Source organism: Aquimarina sp. AU58 (assembly GCF_900312745.1).
Taxonomy (GTDB): domain Bacteria; phylum Bacteroidota; class Bacteroidia; order Flavobacteriales; family Flavobacteriaceae; genus Aquimarina; species Aquimarina spinulae.
This window is the reverse complement of the sequence record NZ_OMPD01000014.1, coordinates 820,146-837,335: the sequence shown is the minus strand read 5'-3', so window position 1 is coordinate 837,335 and position 17,190 is coordinate 820,146. Positions and strand designations below refer to the sequence as shown.

Annotated in this window: 13 protein-coding genes; 9 read left to right on the top strand and 4 right to left on the bottom strand. The window is 33.9% G+C overall.

The genetic code is table 11. The annotated features are described in order from the left end of the window. Nucleotides 1-34 precede the first annotated feature (34 nt). Complete coding sequence (locus DK441_RS14980; protein ID WP_109853525.1) at nucleotides 35-685, top strand: polysaccharide deacetylase family protein; 651 nt, start codon at nucleotides 35-37, stop codon at nucleotides 683-685. Here DK441_RS14980 and DK441_RS14975 read toward each other — a convergent pair. Beyond that, the gene (locus DK441_RS14975) at nucleotides 682-978 is read right to left on the bottom strand and encodes a co-chaperone YbbN (protein WP_024772315.1); all 297 of its coding nucleotides are present in this window, start codon (nucleotides 976-978) and stop codon (nucleotides 682-684) included. The two genes, DK441_RS14980 and DK441_RS14975, sit on opposite strands and share 4 nt — an antisense overlap. A gap of 71 nt (nucleotides 979-1,049) precedes the next feature. Next, nucleotides 1,050-2,294, bottom strand: coding sequence for a metallophosphoesterase (locus DK441_RS14970; protein ID WP_109851436.1), 1,245 nt, complete (start codon nucleotides 2,292-2,294; stop codon nucleotides 1,050-1,052). 402 nt (nucleotides 2,295-2,696) lie between these two features. Here DK441_RS14970 and polA point away from each other — a divergent pair, with 402 nt between their 5' ends. Then, entirely contained in the window at nucleotides 2,697-5,528 is a 2,832-nt protein-coding gene (polA, locus tag DK441_RS14965) for a DNA polymerase I (protein ID WP_109851435.1), read from the top strand. A 40-nt stretch (nucleotides 5,529-5,568) separates the two neighbouring features. Here polA and DK441_RS14960 read toward each other — a convergent pair whose 3' ends face one another. Further along, nucleotides 5,569-6,774 carry a serine hydrolase gene (locus DK441_RS14960; RefSeq protein ID WP_109851434.1) on the bottom strand — a complete coding sequence of 402 codons (1,206 nt, stop codon included), beginning with the start codon at nucleotides 6,772-6,774 and terminating at the stop codon, nucleotides 5,569-5,571. Between the two features lie 70 nt (nucleotides 6,775-6,844). After that, entirely contained in the window at nucleotides 6,845-9,538 is a 2,694-nt protein-coding gene (locus DK441_RS14955; RefSeq protein WP_109851433.1) for a DUF5916 domain-containing protein, read from the bottom strand. A 281-nt stretch (nucleotides 9,539-9,819) separates the two neighbouring features. Between DK441_RS14955 and rplM the strand changes: the two genes are divergently transcribed. The 7 genes from rplM to DK441_RS14920 all read left to right on the top strand — a co-directional run bounded on the left by rplM (nucleotide 9,820) and on the right by DK441_RS14920 (nucleotide 17,137). Beyond that, nucleotides 9,820-10,275, top strand: coding sequence for a 50S ribosomal protein L13 (rplM, locus tag DK441_RS14950; RefSeq protein ID WP_109851432.1), 456 nt, complete (start codon nucleotides 9,820-9,822; stop codon nucleotides 10,273-10,275). Beyond that, nucleotides 10,275-10,661 carry a 30S ribosomal protein S9 gene (gene rpsI / locus DK441_RS14945; protein WP_109851431.1) on the top strand — a complete coding sequence of 129 codons (387 nt, stop codon included), beginning with the start codon at nucleotides 10,275-10,277 and terminating at the stop codon, nucleotides 10,659-10,661. The genes rplM and rpsI overlap by 1 nt, the downstream gene beginning before the upstream one ends. Nucleotides 10,662-10,789: 128 nt before the next feature. Beyond that, nucleotides 10,790-11,695 (top strand): 30S ribosomal protein S2, encoded by a 906-nt coding sequence (gene rpsB / locus DK441_RS14940; RefSeq protein ID WP_235015769.1) that lies wholly within the window; start codon nucleotides 10,790-10,792, stop codon nucleotides 11,693-11,695. A gap of 171 nt (nucleotides 11,696-11,866) precedes the next feature. Beyond that, nucleotides 11,867-12,832: a translation elongation factor Ts gene (gene tsf, locus DK441_RS14935; protein WP_109851430.1), complete on the top strand. Its 966-nt coding sequence runs from the start codon at nucleotides 11,867-11,869 to the stop codon at nucleotides 12,830-12,832. A gap of 453 nt (nucleotides 12,833-13,285) precedes the next feature. Continuing rightward, nucleotides 13,286-13,993, top strand: a complete 708-nt coding sequence (pyrH, locus tag DK441_RS14930) for a UMP kinase (RefSeq protein WP_101447028.1) — start codon at nucleotides 13,286-13,288, stop codon at nucleotides 13,991-13,993. A 46-nt stretch (nucleotides 13,994-14,039) separates the two neighbouring features. Continuing rightward, nucleotides 14,040-14,603, top strand: a complete 564-nt coding sequence (frr, locus tag DK441_RS14925) for a ribosome recycling factor (protein WP_074409716.1) — start codon at nucleotides 14,040-14,042, stop codon at nucleotides 14,601-14,603. Between the two features lie 92 nt (nucleotides 14,604-14,695). Further along, nucleotides 14,696-17,137, top strand: a complete 2,442-nt coding sequence (locus DK441_RS14920) for a DUF5686 family protein (protein WP_109851429.1) — start codon at nucleotides 14,696-14,698, stop codon at nucleotides 17,135-17,137. Nucleotides 17,138-17,190: the final 53 nt, after the last annotated feature.

Here is a 17,190-nt window from a genome sequence, read left to right as displayed (position 1 = left end):
TCTTTATAAGGCTCACTTTTTTAGTACACTCATAGTGCATATAATTCCAAATAAAACTCCTAAGGTTATCAAACAGCTTTTCCCAAATTGTATTTGGGATTTTTATGCGAATAATGAAAAGAAGCTATATTTAACTTTTGATGATGGCCCCATACCAGGTGTCACAGAATTTGTTTTGACCCAGTTAAATCAATATAATGCCAAAGCAACTTTTTTTTGTATAGGTGATAATATTAGAAAACATCCCGAAGTTTTTCGACAGATTCTAGCAGAGGATCATGCTATAGGCAATCATACTATGAATCACTTAAAAGCCTGGAAAACTAGTCTAGAAATGTACATTGAAAACATTATAGATTGTCAAAATCTAATTCAGGAATATTCACCCAAGAAAGATATACAGCAAATATTTAGACCACCATATGGACAAATAAGCCGCACCAAATTTAAAGCACTAGAAAAGTTAGGATATAACATTATACTTTGGGATGTATTATCAAAAGATTGGGAACAAACAATATCACCAGAAGAATGTTTACAAAACGTGCTCCAAAATACACAACAGGGAAGCATTATTGTTTTTCATGACAGTATAAAAGCCTCAAAAAACCTTACGGCCGTACTACCCGAGGTCTTAGACTATTTTTCTAAAAGAGGATATGTTTTTGATACCATTAGGTTCTAAACATACTCTTTCATGAGACCGATTAGTGTATTAGCATCTTGCTCGCCACTTTGTCTCCAAACCATCTCACCTTCTTTATAAATCATTAATGTAGGAAGTCCTTTAATACGTAAAGCAGTAGCCAACTCTTCATTCTTATCTACATCAATCTTTATAACTTTCCCTTTATCTCCAAGTGCAGCAGCTACATCCCTTAACACAGGATGCATTGCCAGAGAGGGTTCGTTCCATTCGGTAAAAAAGTCTAATAAGACAGGAACTTCAATACCTATTATATCTCCAAACTTTGACATGTTCAAAAACTTTTATGTTTGGGCCTCTAATAATTGGCCATTAAACAGTTGTAAATATAACACTTTCTGAATTATGCGCCTTTACCTTTAGATCCTTTTCTCAATTCAATAACTGTAATCTCGGGCCATATACCAACTCGTCCCGGAAAAGCATGAAATCCAAAACCTCGATTTACATTCAGATACCTTCCCATTTCATCATACATCCCTGCCCATTGTTTATATACATATTGCACTGGGCTCCATCGTACAAATCCGGGAATTTCAATCCCAAATTGAAATCCATGGGTATGCCCGCTTAATGTAAGATGGTAATGATCCGAATGTTTCTTTACTTCATATTCCCAATGTGAGGGATCATGACTTAACAAGACTTTAAAATCTTCTTTGGTCACTTTTTCAGAAGCCTTTTTTAAATCACCAGCTTTCTTAAAGTTATGCCCCCAATTCTCTACTCCTATCACGGCAATACGCTCACCATCCTTTTCTACAAAAGTACTATCATTAAGTAACAGATTAAAATCAATTTTAGTATGAACTTCCTTTATTGCTTCAAAATTTGCATCTTTTTCTTCCTGAGTGTTCCAGGTAACATATTCTCCATAATCGTGATTTCCTAAAACAGAGTATTTACCATATTTGGGTGTTTTAATACGTTTAAAAGTACCTATCCAATCATCCATTTCTTCTGCTACAGTATTCACGATATCTCCGGTAAATAACAATAAATCTGTTTCTTGTTCATTAATTAAATCCACTGCATATTCGATCTTGGCAGCATCATCAAAACTTCCAGAATGTATATCTGAAATTTGTGTAATTCTAAATCCATCAAATGCAGCGGGGAGGTCTTCAAAATGCAACACATGACGTATCACTTTAAAATTGTATTTCCCTCTAAAAATACCGTGTAACAATCCCCCAAGAGGTATTGCAGCAACACCAAGTGCCAGTTGGCTTATAAATTTTCTACGGTCTGGAAAATATTGAGTAGCTGTACCTTCAAAAAAAGTGTTCGTAAGATAATTATATCCAGCCACACAAACTCTAATAATGTCTTCACCAAATAAAAACAAAATCATAATTAATTTAGGCACCAAAGTGAGTAACAAAAGAGCACTAGCTCTTAATGTGTATTTGGTTGGACCGACACTGCGATCATAGTTCGCAAAAACGTAAATCACATAACTCAAAATAAGCAATGACAATACTAAATATCCTATTTGCACCCATTGATTTTTGGTAATAGTACGAATGGCTTGATATGCATAAGTTTCAATAAGTATGTATAGAATTATAGGGACTAACCAACGCATAATTTGTTGTAAGATTTTAATTATTAAACAAAGCTATCCCTCCTTTTTAATTTGCGGCTATTTTTTAAGTAAAAATTAACGATAAATAAATTTTACGACCAAAAAGCGTTAAAATCATGCCTTTACCCGGCATAAATCTTAACAATTTCTTTTAGAACTAAGATTTTTATTTGTAACTTCGTTTCATATTCCTTTTTAGGGCTTAATTACAATTTAAAAAAATCATATACTATATATAAAAATTACTATCGTATTTATAGCAGTTGATACATTGTTATCAATTTTATTTTGGGGCGAAATGCCGTCAGTTTTTGGCGGCATTTCTTTTTATATTTATTATAGTTTTTGACGCTAATTTGATTAATCTTCTTTTTATATTGCATTTCTAAAAATTTAACACACATCATGTCACAAAAACGTCTTTTTCTTCTAGATGCTTTCGCTCTTATTTTTCGAGGGTACTATGCACTTATTAAAAACCCGAGAATTAACTCAAAAGGGCAGGATACATCTGCAATTTTAGGTTTTGTAAATTCTTTATTCGATGTTATTAAGAGAGAAAAACCTGATCATTTGGCTGTTGCATTTGACAAGCAAGGGAGTAAAGATCGATTAGAAATTTTTCCTGAGTACAAGGCTAATCGAGATGAAACCCCCGAGGCCATTAAAATTGCTGTACCTATAATTCAGGAAATACTAAAAGCCATGCATATTCCTATCATAGAAAAAGCAGGTGTAGAAGCAGATGATTTAATTGGTACCATTGCCAAACAAGCCGAAAAAGAAGGATATCAAACATACATGGTTACTCCTGATAAGGATTATGCACAATTAGTTTCTGAAAACATTTTTATGTATCGCCCTGCCAGAATGGGAAATGGAATCGAAATCTGGGGAATACCAGAGGTACAAAAAAGATTTGAGGTAGAACGACCAGAGCAGGTTATTGATTATCTAGGTATGATGGGTGATGCTGTGGATAATATCCCTGGATTGCCGGGGGTTGGTGACAAAACTGCCAAAAAATTTCTTGCAGAATACGGTTCTATGGAAGGCTTATTAGCTAATACCGATAAGCTAAAAGGTAAAATGAAAGAAAAAGTAGAAGCAAATGCAGAATTAGGTCTTCTTTCTAAAAAACTTGCAACCATTATTTTAGATTGCGATGTAACTTTTAATGCAGATGATTATGAACTCACAAAACCTGATGCTCAAAAAGTGCATACGATTTTTGAAGAATTAGAGTTTAGAAGGCTTACAGATCAGTTTATTAAGATTTTTTCGGGAGAAGAAACTAATACATCTGCCCAGACAACGGGTAATTCTACTGCAAAAAAGAAAACAACACAAGCTGGAGCTGGTCAATTTTCATTATTTGGTGAAACCGAGGAATCTGGTGAAGCTGTTTCTTTTTCTAGCAGAAAAACTATTGCTAATACCGAACATTTTTATCAAAGCATTGCTCCGGGAATGGCAATGAAATTATTTCTTCAAAACTTATTAAAACAAGAGCATGTTTGTTTTGATACCGAAACTACTGGCCTTAATCCATTAATTGCAGAATTGGTGGGGATTGCTTTTTCCTGGGAAGCTGGAAAAGGTTTTTACATTCCTTTTCCAGAAGATCGTAACGAAGCACAAGAATTGATCGAACAACTACGACCTTTCTTTGAAGCTGAACATATTACAAAAATTGGTCAAAATCTAAAATATGACATCAAAGTTCTTGCAAAATATAATGTCGAAGTTAAAGGAACACTATTTGATACGATGTTAGCTCATTATCTCATCAATCCAGACATGAGACACAATATGGATGTACTTGCAGAAACTTATCTTAATTACACTCCGGTTTCTATTACTGAATTAATTGGCAAAAAAGGTAAAAATCAGCTATCTTTCAGACAAGTACCAATAGATAAGCAAACTGAATACGCTGTAGAGGATGCAGATATTACTTTTCAGCTAAAAGAACATTTTGCACCAGAGCTTACCGAAGCAAAAACAGTTTCTTTATTTAAGGATATTGAAATTCCGTTACTAAGAGTTCTAGCTGATATGGAAATCGAAGGAATTAACCTGGATAAAGGTTTTTTACAATCTCTTTCTGAAGAACTAGATAACGATATTAAAACATTAGAGCAAAAAATCTATACAGAAGCTGGTGAAGAATTTAACATCGCTTCACCAAAGCAATTGGGTGTTATATTATTTGAAAAAATGAAATTGGTAGACAAACCCAAAAAGACAAAGACAGGTCAATATTCTACTGCCGAAGACGTATTATCCTATCTTGCAAAAGACCATAAGATTATTCAAAACATATTGGATTTTCGTGGTTTGTCTAAATTAAAAAGTACTTATGTTGATGCATTACCAACACAGGTTGACGAAAATACCGGGCGTGTTCATACAGATTATATGCAAACAGTAGCAGCTACCGGACGTTTAAGCTCTAATAATCCTAATTTACAGAACATTCCTATTCGTACAGAAAGAGGGCGACAAGTAAGAAAAGCATTTGTTCCCAGAAATGAAGAACACACACTACTTGCGGCAGATTATTCTCAAATAGAATTAAGGATCATTGCAGCTTTAAGCAAAGAAGAGACCATGATAGAGGCTTTTAAAAATAATGAAGATATCCACGCCTCTACTGCTGCAAAGGTATTTAATGTTCCCATAGAAGAGGTTAGCAGAGAGCAACGTAGTAATGCCAAAACAGTAAACTTTGGAATTATTTATGGTGTTTCGGCTTTTGGATTAAGTAACCAAACCAGTCTTTCACGAAGTGAAGCTAAAGAATTAATCGATACGTATTATAAAACATATCCAAAGCTACGCAACTACATGAGTGAACAGGTAGATTTTGCGAGAGAAAATGGTTATGTACAAACGGTTTTAGGAAGACGCCGATATTTAAAAAACATTAACTCTGCAAATGCAATTGTTCGTGGTGCAGCCGAACGAAATGCAGTAAATGCCCCTATTCAAGGAAGTGCTGCTGACATTATCAAGATTGCAATGATCAATATTCATAAAAAACTAAAAGAAGGAAACTATAAGACCAAAATGCTACTACAGGTGCATGATGAATTGGTATTCGATGTTTTTAAACCAGAATTGGAAGAGATCAAGGTCTTAATCAAAACCGAAATGGAAAATGCATACACTTTAGAAGTTCCATTAGATGTAGATCTTGGATTGGGTAAAGACTGGTTAGAGGCTCACTAAAAATATTAATCGAACGGTTAAGAAAGCTCAAAAGTCAAAATCATTTCACTTGTTGATTTTGACTTATTTCTTTATAAAAGTCATAATAATTTAAAAAAGTAGGAATCACCGGCCCATTAAATGGATTGGGGCCGTTAAACAATACACAAACACCAATATCATTATCAGGATCAATTAATAATTGGGTTTTATATTGATTTACATTACCCCCATGATATAGTATTCGTCTACCTCTGTAATCCAAAACTCGCCAACCCATTGCATAATAAGAGTCTGTTACCCCGTCCCACAAATTAACATATGTATCTTCATCACTAGTACAAATAATAGGGTTGAAAATATCACTAAGGCTTTCTTTTGAAATAATATCAGGACGATATCCAAGCAATACTTTTAAATACTCCCCCATATCAGAGATTGATGCATTAATCCCTCCTGCGGCAGCTACATTATAATAGTTTTTATGAATCCCTGTAACCTTATATTTTTTTGAATAATGATTATATTTATGAGGAAGAGCTACATTATCATTCTTTCCTATTGCCTCATATGTACTTGATGCTGTATGCATCCCTGCCGGAGCAAACACTCGCTCTTTAAGAAGGGCTTCAAACGATTTCTCGGTTTGGTTTTCCATTATTTTTTCAATAACCGAAAATATTGCATTTTGATATTCGTAATCTACTCCCTCTTTAGATACAACTCCTTTTCTTTTAAAACTTCTGATAATTTGCTCTAAAGACCACCCTTTTTGTATAAGCTTAGTATATGTATAAGGGTAAAGCCCTGTTGTATGCGATAATAAATGATTTACTTTAAGCCGATCTGCCTGTTCACTATTTCTTAAACTAAATGTTTTTACCGATTCTCTAACATTTTGATCCCATTGTAATTCATCACGATCTACTAAATTCCCTGCCAAAACTGCTGTTACACCTTTTGATAAGCTTGCAATTCTAAAGACTGTATTTACATCTACAGAATCTTGCGTATGAATTTCTTTTACCCCAAAGCCTTTTTTATAAATAACAGTATCACCTTTAACCACAACAACAGCTGCACCAGGGCATTCTGAAACATTAAAATTAGTAGCAAAAAACTTCTCGTAATGCTCTAAGAAGAAAGATACAGAGTCCTTTTTTGATATTTCTGGCTTCTCATTTATTACAACAACTCTTTCTTTAGGTTTTGATGTAGTGCACGCCACCAAAAAAACTAAAGTAAATACAGCATAAAAACATTTCATATTACGACATTCTATAGGGTCGCAAAATACGTTTAATATTATTTATTGTATAAAAACTTTTTCAGAAACTTTATAACACAAATCGATATGTTGCTTTGATTAAAAATGTGTTCTCTGGCTGCTGATTCAGAATTTGATTATCTAAACTTCTAAAGAGATCATCAGAAGGATTTCCATCCCCGGTAACACCTTGTGACCAAACCAAAAATATTTCAGATCCAGGAATATATTCCCAGCGTAGCACCAGGTTAGAACGAAACTGCACAAATGCGAAATCTGGATTACTAATAGTATAATCCACAGTACCATCTCTATCCTCATCTATAGAGTACTCATCATCTGCAAACGAAATCTGATCCTGATCATATAATGTTACTCTCTCATTCAGGTTTTTGGCAACTGCATTATTGACATAGTTAAAATCGGTATATCTTCCTCGTGATATAAACGGTTGCCCATAATACTGAATGGTAAGATTAGGATTAATACTATAATTTAACCGTATACTCGCACTTAAAGTTTTCTGATCGATTTTAGCAGTTATATATCTTGGAGTACCATTAAAATCAACATCTGTAACATACTGTGTTTTATTAGGGTTCTCTACAAACTCTGGGTTTAAAGACATACTAAACGAGTTAAATGGCTGATACCTAAGCCTCAATACATATCGCCTAAAAGAGAAATTATTATCTGTTGTCCATGAATTTACATGACCGACAGTAAAATTAAATTTCTTTCTTTGATCAGATCCAAAAAATAACACTCCTATATTTTCTTGAGAAAATCTCCACCTAGGGCCTCCTCGTAGAACGGTATTTGTAAAAATACGAGGTTTATGAATCATCTCAACTTCAGTCCACCAATTATTTTGATAATCTATATTACCGCCCAACACATATTGAATACGATTATAGTTACCTTCAAAATCAAATGCCGATGATTGACTAAATCTAACATTAGCTCTTCTATAAAACTTGGTAGGTTTTAAGAAAAGATAACGAAGATTTGCAAATTGCCTGATATCATCTGCCTGACGTAAAAAACCAATATCATTCAGTTCTAATTCTGGAGAACGCCAGAAAACTCCTGCTCCATATCTCCAATTTCCTCCTCCAGATTTCCCTCCTCTAAGTTTACCACCAGTTCCGGTTAATGAAGTTCTATTGGGATCTAATTCTACATGATCTGCATCTACCCTCTGAAAAAGATGCGTAAGTGAATTCTGGGTTTTTTCGATAGCTTCTTCAGAACCTTCTACGTGACTAGCTACAATATTACCTTCGATAAAATACTTTCTATCTCTCCAGTTATGTCTAAAATCCAACCCTGCTGTATATGCTGATTTACGAAGAAGATTAAGATTATTTTCTCTTGTTCCTGCTACTTCTGATGTCTCGTCTGTATTTGGGTCATCCTCATCAATATCAAAGGTGTCCCCAAGATTTCGGTTGGTAGCCGTTATAATTCCTCCAATAAATGAGTTACGTTCATTAAAATCCTTTTGCACCCTACCGACCATATAGTTTGTTAGAGGCTCTACAATGGCCTCTCTCTTATTACCATTTTCATCTTCAATTTTGGCGATCTCTCTAGAAGTTACACTTTCTAAAATACCAATAGACCATCCATCTTTGGTTTTTCCGCTAAATTTTGCAGCTCCAAGAATTGTAGTATTGGTAGGCTTATCAATAAATTCATTATCAATTCCCGAAATTGATCCTTGTGGGCTTCTTCCTATTCTACGAGAATAAAACAAATTATCTTGGTTATTGGCAAAACGGTAATCAAAAATATTTTTATTTTCTACGAAAAAAGGTCGTTGTTCTCTAAAGAAAATCTGAAACCCATCTAATGCAATAGCGGCAGGATCAGCTTCGACCTGGCCAAAATCAGGATTTACCGTTAGATCCAAAGTTAGATCATTTGTGATTCCGATTTTTGCATCTAACCCTCCATTCAATTTAAAATCTTGACCATCTCTAAATGGATTTCCTTTTTCCTCGGGATACGTATCAAATTGTGTTACTGCAAATGGCTGGATTTCTAATTGTTTTTGTGCTTCGATATTAATCAAACCATGCAACTCTCCAAATTCACTTATAAACCCAGGAGCATCTCTAGGGATTCGTTGCCAAACTGATCGCTCAGCTTTTCGAAAAAACAATCTGTTTACCTGAAGCCCCCATACCTGTTCTTTGCTTTTACCAAATTTTACCTGGCTTAAAGGTATTTTTATTTCTGCGGTCCACCCTTCATTATCTATATTGCTTGCTGCATACCATATTGGGTTCCAGCTGCTATCCCAATTATCTCCATTTTGCGAAACGAACTCATCTCCTTTCACTCCTGCCGCTGTTATAGTAAAAGAAAACGCTGTCCTCTTATCGTGATATGTATCTAAGATAAGTGTAATACGATCTCCTGCAAAACCATCTCTTCTCGATAGTCTTTTTTCTATTTTATCCGGCTCGGTATCATAACATCGATAAGCTACGTATAGAAATTTCTGATCATATGCAATCTTGAATTTGGTCTTTTGACTTGGAGGTGTATTTTCATCAGGCTCATTTTCAATAAAATCACCAGCCCATTCTACCACATCCCAACCAGGTTCATCAATTAAACCATTTATTGTTAATCCTTCGGCATTATTAAGTAGTTTTGTAGTGTAAATTCGTTTTTTAACTGTACTAGTAGAATCTTGTGCAGTAGAAATAATAGGAACCAAAAAGAGTACCAATAAATAGGTATAACATTTCATGATGATTAGAAGTTTGATGATTGATATAACTAAGATGACAGAAATTATTTTAGTTTGTCACACTTTATGCCATTTTTTAGTAAAAAATTAACAGGAGAAGGTGATTATGGAGCGTAAAACAAACAAGACAACTCCTTATTACATCAATATCACTGAAAACCAATGCATCATACTTTAAAAATAATATCTATTACCTGTTTGCTATATAAATATATAATTGTACATTTGCACCCCTATTTTATATAGGAAAAGGAATGTTTAATTAAGTAAAAATAATTAGTGTGGACACATTAAGTTACAAAACAGTATCTGCCAACAAAGCTACCGTTACAAAAGAATGGTTGCATGTAGATGCTGAAGGACAGACTTTAGGGCGTCTTTCTTCTGTAGTTGCATTACTACTAAGAGGAAAACACAAGCCTAACTTTACCCCACACGTTGATTGCGGTGATAATGTTATCATTACCAATGCCGAGAAAATCAACTTAACAGGAAAAAAGTGGACTGATAAATCGTATATCCGTCACACTGGATACCCTGGAGGGCAAAGAAGTCTTACTGCTCAGGAATTGTATGACAAAAATCCAGAGCGTTTAATCGAAAAAGCGGTAAAAGGAATGTTACCTAAGAACAAACTAGGTGCAGCTTTATTCCGTAATTTAAAGGTATATGCAGGAGCAAATCACAATCAGGAAGCTCAGCAACCTAAAACTGTTAACTTAAACGAATTTAAGTAATGGAAGTTATTCACAAAATTGGTCGTAGAAAAACGGCTGTAGCCAGAGTATATCTTAAGGATGGTTCTGGAAAAATTACGGTTAACAAGAAAGACCTTAATGAGTATTTCACTACTGCTACTTTACAATACAAAGTAAATCAGCCTTTAACTTTAACAAGTAATGAGGACAAATACGATGTAAATGTAAATGTATATGGTGGAGGAATTACTGGACAGGCAGAAGCTGTTCGTTTAGCAATATCAAGAGCGGTATGTGAATTAGACGAAGAAAACAGATCAATCCTAAAACCAGAAGGTTTGTTAACCAGAGATCCAAGAATGGTAGAGCGTAAAAAATTCGGTCAGAAGAAAGCTCGTAAGAAATTCCAGTTCTCTAAACGTTAATTTATTAAAACAGTATTTGTTGTTACCTCAATTCGTGAGGGGTTAGTTTAGCATCTAAATGCACAAGGCCATACAAAAAGTAGCCACTTGAGCATTGCTAATTCAACAGAACGTAAACTATTACAAAAATGGCAAACAATATCGAAGTAAAAGAATTACTTGATGCAGGTGTACACTTTGGTCACCTTACAAGAAGATGGGATCCAAATATGGCACCATATATTTATATGGAGCGTAATGGCATTCACATCATTAACTTATATAAAACTGCTGCAAAAATTGATGAAGCTAGTGAAGCTTTAAAAAAGATAGCAGCGTCCGGCAGAAAAATCCTTTTTGTTGCGACTAAAAAACAAGCTAAAGAAATCGTAGCCGAAAAAGCAAGTAAAGCTAATCAGCCATACATTACAGAAAGATGGCCTGGTGGTATGCTTACTAACTTTGTTACTATTCGTAAAGCAGTCAAAAAAATGGCTTCTATCGATAGAATGAAGAAAGACGGTACTTTTAATACACTATCTAAAAAAGAACGTTTACAAGTAGATCGTTTAAGAGCAAAATTAGAAAAGAACTTAGGTTCTATTTCTGATATGACTCGTCTACCTGGGGCATTATTTGTTGTAGATATTACTCGCGAACATATCGCGGTAAAAGAAGCTCAAAAATTAAACATTCCTATTTTTGCAATGGTTGATACTAACTCTGATCCACGTCAGGTACAGTATGTAATCCCTGCAAATGATGATGCTTCTAAATCTATAGACAAAGTTATGACTTATGTAAGTGATGCTGTTATAGAAGGACTAAGCGAAAGAAAAGCAACAAAAGAAGCTCCTAAAAAAGATGCAAAAGCTGAAGCACCGGCAAAAGCCGAAGCTCCTTCAAAAGCTGAAGCACCGGCAAAAGCCGAAGCTCCTGTAAAAGCTGAAACATCTGCAAAGGTTGAAGCTCCTGCAAAAGTTGAAACACCTGCAAAGGTTGAAGCTACAGTAGAAGCTCCGGTAACTGAAGCTGCAAAGCAAGAGGAAGAATAAACAAATAGATTATATATCTATTAAAATTCGAAGTTAAGTTTATGTCTCTGCGATAAAACTTAACTTTAATATAAAATTGATAAGTCGTTTGGTTCTTTACTTTTGCAGTACTAACTAAACGACTTGTTTTTTATACAAACAATACATTTTACACATTAAATATTTAAAGATATGGCAAATATTACAGCAGCCGAAGTAAGTAAATTGCGTAAAGCTACAGGTGCCGGAATGATGGACTGCAAAAAAGCCCTTGTTGAGGCTGAAGGAGATTTTGACAAAGCAATCAAAATCCTTAGAGAAAAAGGACAAAAAATTGCTGATAAAAGAGCAGATAGAGAATCTTCTGAAGGTGCAGTTATTGCAAAAGTTAATGATTCAAAAAACAAAGGAGTAATCGTTTCTCTTAATTGCGAAACTGATTTCGTAGGAAAAAACGACTCTTTTGTTTCTTTAGCAAAACAACTAGCAGAAGTAGCTCTTAACACTTCTTCTAAAGAAGAATTTTTAGCTTCAGATTTTAATGGTATGACCGTTCAGGAAAAACTTACTGAACAAACTGGTGTTATTGGAGAAAAAATCGAAATCGGAGATTTTAAAGTACTAGAAGCTCCTTTTGTTGGATCCTATATACACGGAAATAAAATCGGTGCTCTAACTGGCTTATCAAATGAGATAGATAATGCAGAAACACTTGCCAAAGATATCTCTATGCAAGTAGCTTCTATGGGAGCGACAACATTGTCTTACAAAGATTTTGATCCAGAATATGTTGCTTCAGAAACTCAAGCAAGAATTGCAGCAATCGAAAAAGAGAATATTGAACTTGGCCGATTAGGAAAAACATTGAAAAATGTTCCTCTATTTATTTCAAGATCTCAATTGACTGATGATGTAATTTCGCAAGCAGAAGAAAAGTTGAAAGAAGAGCTTAAAGCAGAAGGTAAACCTGAGCAAATCTGGGATAGAATTCTTCCAGGAAAATTAGAAAGATTTATTTCTGACAATACTACTTTAGATCAGGAACAATGTCTTCTTGACCAAAATTTCATTAAAGATGAAAAGAAAAGTGTTGCTGATTATGTAAAAACACTTGGCGATGTATCTGTAGTTGCTTTTGAAAGAGTAGCTTTGGGTTAATCCAAAAATCATATAGTATTCAGACGTATCTGAAAAAAATAAAAACCGCTTCTATAATAGAAGCGGTTTTTTATTCATCATTTTCAAAATATTTCCTTTCTGGTTTCCAACGTTTATAAGTTTAGAATTTCTTCCAAAACTTACCCCCAATACAAACTAACTCCCCAATTAGCCTATACTATATAAACACTTACATCGTATTTACATACTAAAAACGTTCAATTTCCTTTCTAAAAACATTTATCATCCCCAACACCTTTTTTGTTTTCCTTGATGCAAACCTATAACATAATTCAACACGAATCAATACCTCTTATAGGGGAAAACCACCCTTTTTTTAATAGTTTTTAAACTTTAACATTTGACTATTTAACTTAAAAATCCACCTTTATAATCCAAACTATTTTCTAAATTAAGAATATCGTTATATTTGCACCACAGTTAAATCTCATAATGGAATATAAAAGAATATTACTTAAATTATCTGGCGAAGCTCTAATGGGTGATCGTCAATATGGAATTGATCCTAAAAGATTGGCAGAGTATGCCTATGAAATCAAACAAATTACAGAAAAAGGCGTACAAGTTGCTATTGTGATAGGTGGAGGTAATATTTTTAGAGGTGTTGCAGGTGCCAGTAAAGGAATGGACAGAGTTCAAGCAGATCATATGGGCATGCTTGCAACCGTTATTAATGGGCTGGCCCTACAGAGTGCTCTTGAAGATGCCGAAATACCTACTCGATTACAATCTGCAGTAAAGATTAATGAAGTTGCAGAACCTTTTATACGTCGAAGAGCAATACGTCATCTCGAAAAAGGAAGAGTTGTAATATTTGGTGGAGGAACAGGAAATCCATATTTCACTACTGATTCTGCCGCAGTGCTAAGAGCTATAGAAATTAATGCAGATGTTATTCTAAAAGGCACAAGAGTTGATGGAATATACACCTCTGATCCAGAAAAAAATGCTGATGCCACAAAATTTGATTTCATATCATTTGACGATGTTTTACGAAAAGGTCTGAAAGTGATGGATACAACAGCATTTACATTAAGTCAGGAAAATGAATTACCTATAATAGTCTTTGATATGAATAAAGCCGGAAATTTACTAAAAGTAGTTTCTGGTGAATCTATAGGTACTCAAGTAAACCTTTAATCATATTGGCTTATTTTTTGATTTGTCAGAAGAAAAGAACTAAAACATGAACGAAGAAATAGATTTTATTATAGATTCGACCAAAGAGTCAATGCAAGCAGCAATTACTCATTTAGAAAAAAAATTACTCAATATCAGAGCCGGTAAAGCATCTCCTGCTATGTTAGGCAGTGTAATGGTAGAGTACTATGGCTCTCCTACTCCGTTAAACCAGGTAGGAAATGTAACTACTCCTGATGCAAGAACCATTACAATTCAGCCTTTTGATAAATCTGTAATTCCTGAGATTGAGAAAGGTATTCAGGTAGCTAATTTAGGGTTTAACCCAATGAATAATGGCGAAAGCGTTATCATTAGTGTTCCTCCTCTCACAGAAGAACGCCGTAAAGATCTTGCGAAACAAGCAAAAGCTGAAGCAGAAGATTCTAAAGTTGGTATACGTAATGATCGTAAAAACGCCAATAATGAGATTAAAAAATTAGAAAAAGAAGGTCTATCAGAAGATTTGGCAAAAAACACTGAAGTAGATATTCAAACATTAACAGATACATACATTAAAAAAGTTGATGAAATGCTTAGTCATAAAGAAAAAGAAATTATGACAGTTTAACATTTCCCAATGTATAGAAATTATAAATAAAGCGTTTTCTTATTAGAAACGCTTTTTTTGTATCTTCGCCTTTTTTGAACCTATTTGGTATAATGCAGAACAAAATTTTTTGTTTATTATTTTTTGTACACTTTGTCTTAATTTCTCAAGTTAGTATTAACGGTATTGTCATTGATGAAAGTTCTAATCAACCCTTGCCATTTGCCACTATAAAAACCAGTAATTCTTCATACGCCTTAACTTCTGTTAAGGGCGAGTTTGTTATACGATGTAATACCTACCCTGTTAATCTTACTATAAGCTATCTAGGATATCAAACAAAGACTATTTTAATTACATCCAAAAATTCAGAAAAAATAGAAGTACGACTCAGTACTAAAGAAGAAAATCTTGAGACAGTAAAATTAGATACTCCCGAAAACGTTGCAGCTCAACTTATTATTGAAGTCATACGTAGGAAAAACAAAAATAATCCAAAAAAGATATTACGTAATTTTAGTTATAAAAGTTATAACAAACTAAAAATCACAGAAGATAACCAAGCTCAATTAAATACTCTAGACACTACTAGTGTCGATATGGAGCATCTATTTAACAAAGCTCATTCCTTTCTTTCAGAAAAAATAAGTTTACACCAATTTAGAAAAAATGCCGGTGAAAAAGAGACCGTTTTAGCAACTCGAATGAGTGGTTTTAAAGAGCCTATTTATAATGTACTTGGGATCAAAATACAATCTAATTCTCTTTATGATGAAGATTACACGATTTTTAACAATAAATACATAGGACCATTATCAAACAGAGCTCTTAGAAATTATTATTATAAGGTTCTCGATACTGTACAGGGAAAAAACCCAGCTTACGTCATTCTTTTTCAACCCCGTAAATCTAAAAATTATGCAAGTTTAGAAGGCGTATTATATATAGATACAAAATCATTAGGAATTCAAAAAGCTATTATAGAATTACGAGGCGAACTTAACGTGATGGCAACTCATAGTTTTAAATATTTCTCTGAACAAAAAAGCTGGTTCCCAACCAAACAAGAGATCACAATAAGACCAGGAAATGGAAGACAAAAAGTAAGCTTATTTGGAGGGAGAATCTCTGTAGGAAGATTAGGGAATGATAAAAAAAGTTCTTCTGGAAATAATGATTTTTTAGTTTCTACAACAGACTTATTTGATATCAAATTAGATACTAGTCAAGATATTAAACAAAATCAGGCTACAATAAGCATAGATCCCGAAGCTAATAACAGACCCGAGTCATATTGGAATCAATATCGTACTAGTGCGATTACAGAAAAAGATCTAAACTCGTTTCAAGTCATAGATAGCATTGTAAAAGTACAAAACATAGAACGCAGAATTGATGTTATCCAAAGTTTTAATATTGGATATTACCCTGTAGGATTTTTCAATTTTGATCTCACTTACCCTATAAAATACAATAATTATGAAGGGTTGCGGCTAGGAATAGGTGGCTTAACAAACACAAAATTCTCTAATCAATTTAGACTAGAAGGATATTTTGTTTACGGATTTAGAGATTCAAAATCCAAATATGGTATAGGAGGAGGTTTATTAGTAAATAAAAAATCAAACTCATGGTTTAATTTTAATTATACCGATGATATTAGAGAAGTAGGTAGTTTCCTTTACCTTACAGACAAAAGAGTATATTCATTATTCGAGCCTCGTTTGGTAAATATAGATTTCTATTACAAGCACAGAACCTGGAGTACTAGTTTGCAGCAGCAGATATTTCCTAAACTACTTTCAGAAACTCAATTTTCTATAAGTAATATAAATCAAACCGGAGGATATCAATATCTAAATGACGGTAATCTATTTTCGGGATATAAAACAGCAGAAGCTACAATAGCATTAAGATGGAGTCCGTTTAGTAAATTTCTAAAAACTCCTAATCGATATAAAGAAATTCATGATGGATATCCCAAAATTACAGCACAATATACGCAAGGTTTCAAGGGTGTATTTGATAGTAATTTCTCTTATAGCAAAATAGGTTTAAAGGCAGAATATATCATTAACCGTATTAATCAATCTAAAACAAGTGTTTTATTTGAAGCAGATATCGCTTCTGGAGATATCCCACTCACACATTTGTATCACGCTTATCCTAATGCTCCGACCAAAGAAACGGTGCTTCAACGATTTTCTGTAGCCGGCAGAAGGACTTTTGAAACTATGTATTTTGGTGAGTTTTTTAATGACAGACTAGCAACATTACAGGTCAAACATAGAATTAAACCTGTAAAAATCACAAATTGGTTTAAACCGGAACTCGTTTTTATAACTCGCTATGCCATCGGAGATGTTAGCAATCTTGAAAACCATCAAGGGGTAAATTTTTCGTCTTTGCAACATGGATATCAAGAATCAGGATTTGAAATCAACAAATTATTTGCCGGTTTTGGGCTTAGTTTTGCCTATCGCTATGGCGCCTATCATCTCCCTCGTTTTGAGGATAATATTTCGGGTAAGTTTACTTTTTACTTAAAACTATAGTCTTTACACAATAAATCATTTTCTTTTCAGAAATACCTGAATAATAATTCCCC

Coding starts and splice junctions, on each gene's coding strand:
- DK441_RS14975 (WP_024772315.1), bottom strand. CDS start 978: ATGTCAAAGTTTGGAGATATAATAGGTATTGAAGTTCCTGTCTTATTA.
- DK441_RS14970 (WP_109851436.1), bottom strand. CDS start 2,294: ATGCGTTGGTTAGTCCCTATAATTCTATACATACTTATTGAAACTTAT.
- DK441_RS14960 (WP_109851434.1), bottom strand. CDS start 6,774: ATGAAATGTTTTTATGCTGTATTTACTTTAGTTTTTTTGGTGGCGTGC.
- DK441_RS14955 (WP_109851433.1), bottom strand. CDS start 9,538: ATGAAATGTTATACCTATTTATTGGTACTCTTTTTGGTTCCTATTATT.
- rpsI (WP_109851431.1), top strand. CDS start 10,275: ATGGAAGTTATTCACAAAATTGGTCGTAGAAAAACGGCTGTAGCCAGA.
- rpsB (WP_235015769.1), top strand. CDS start 10,790: ATGGCAAACAATATCGAAGTAAAAGAATTACTTGATGCAGGTGTACAC.
- tsf (WP_109851430.1), top strand. CDS start 11,867: ATGGCAAATATTACAGCAGCCGAAGTAAGTAAATTGCGTAAAGCTACA.
- pyrH (WP_101447028.1), top strand. CDS start 13,286: ATGGAATATAAAAGAATATTACTTAAATTATCTGGCGAAGCTCTAATG.
- frr (WP_074409716.1), top strand. CDS start 14,040: ATGAACGAAGAAATAGATTTTATTATAGATTCGACCAAAGAGTCAATG.
- DK441_RS14920 (WP_109851429.1), top strand. CDS start 14,696: ATGCAGAACAAAATTTTTTGTTTATTATTTTTTGTACACTTTGTCTTA.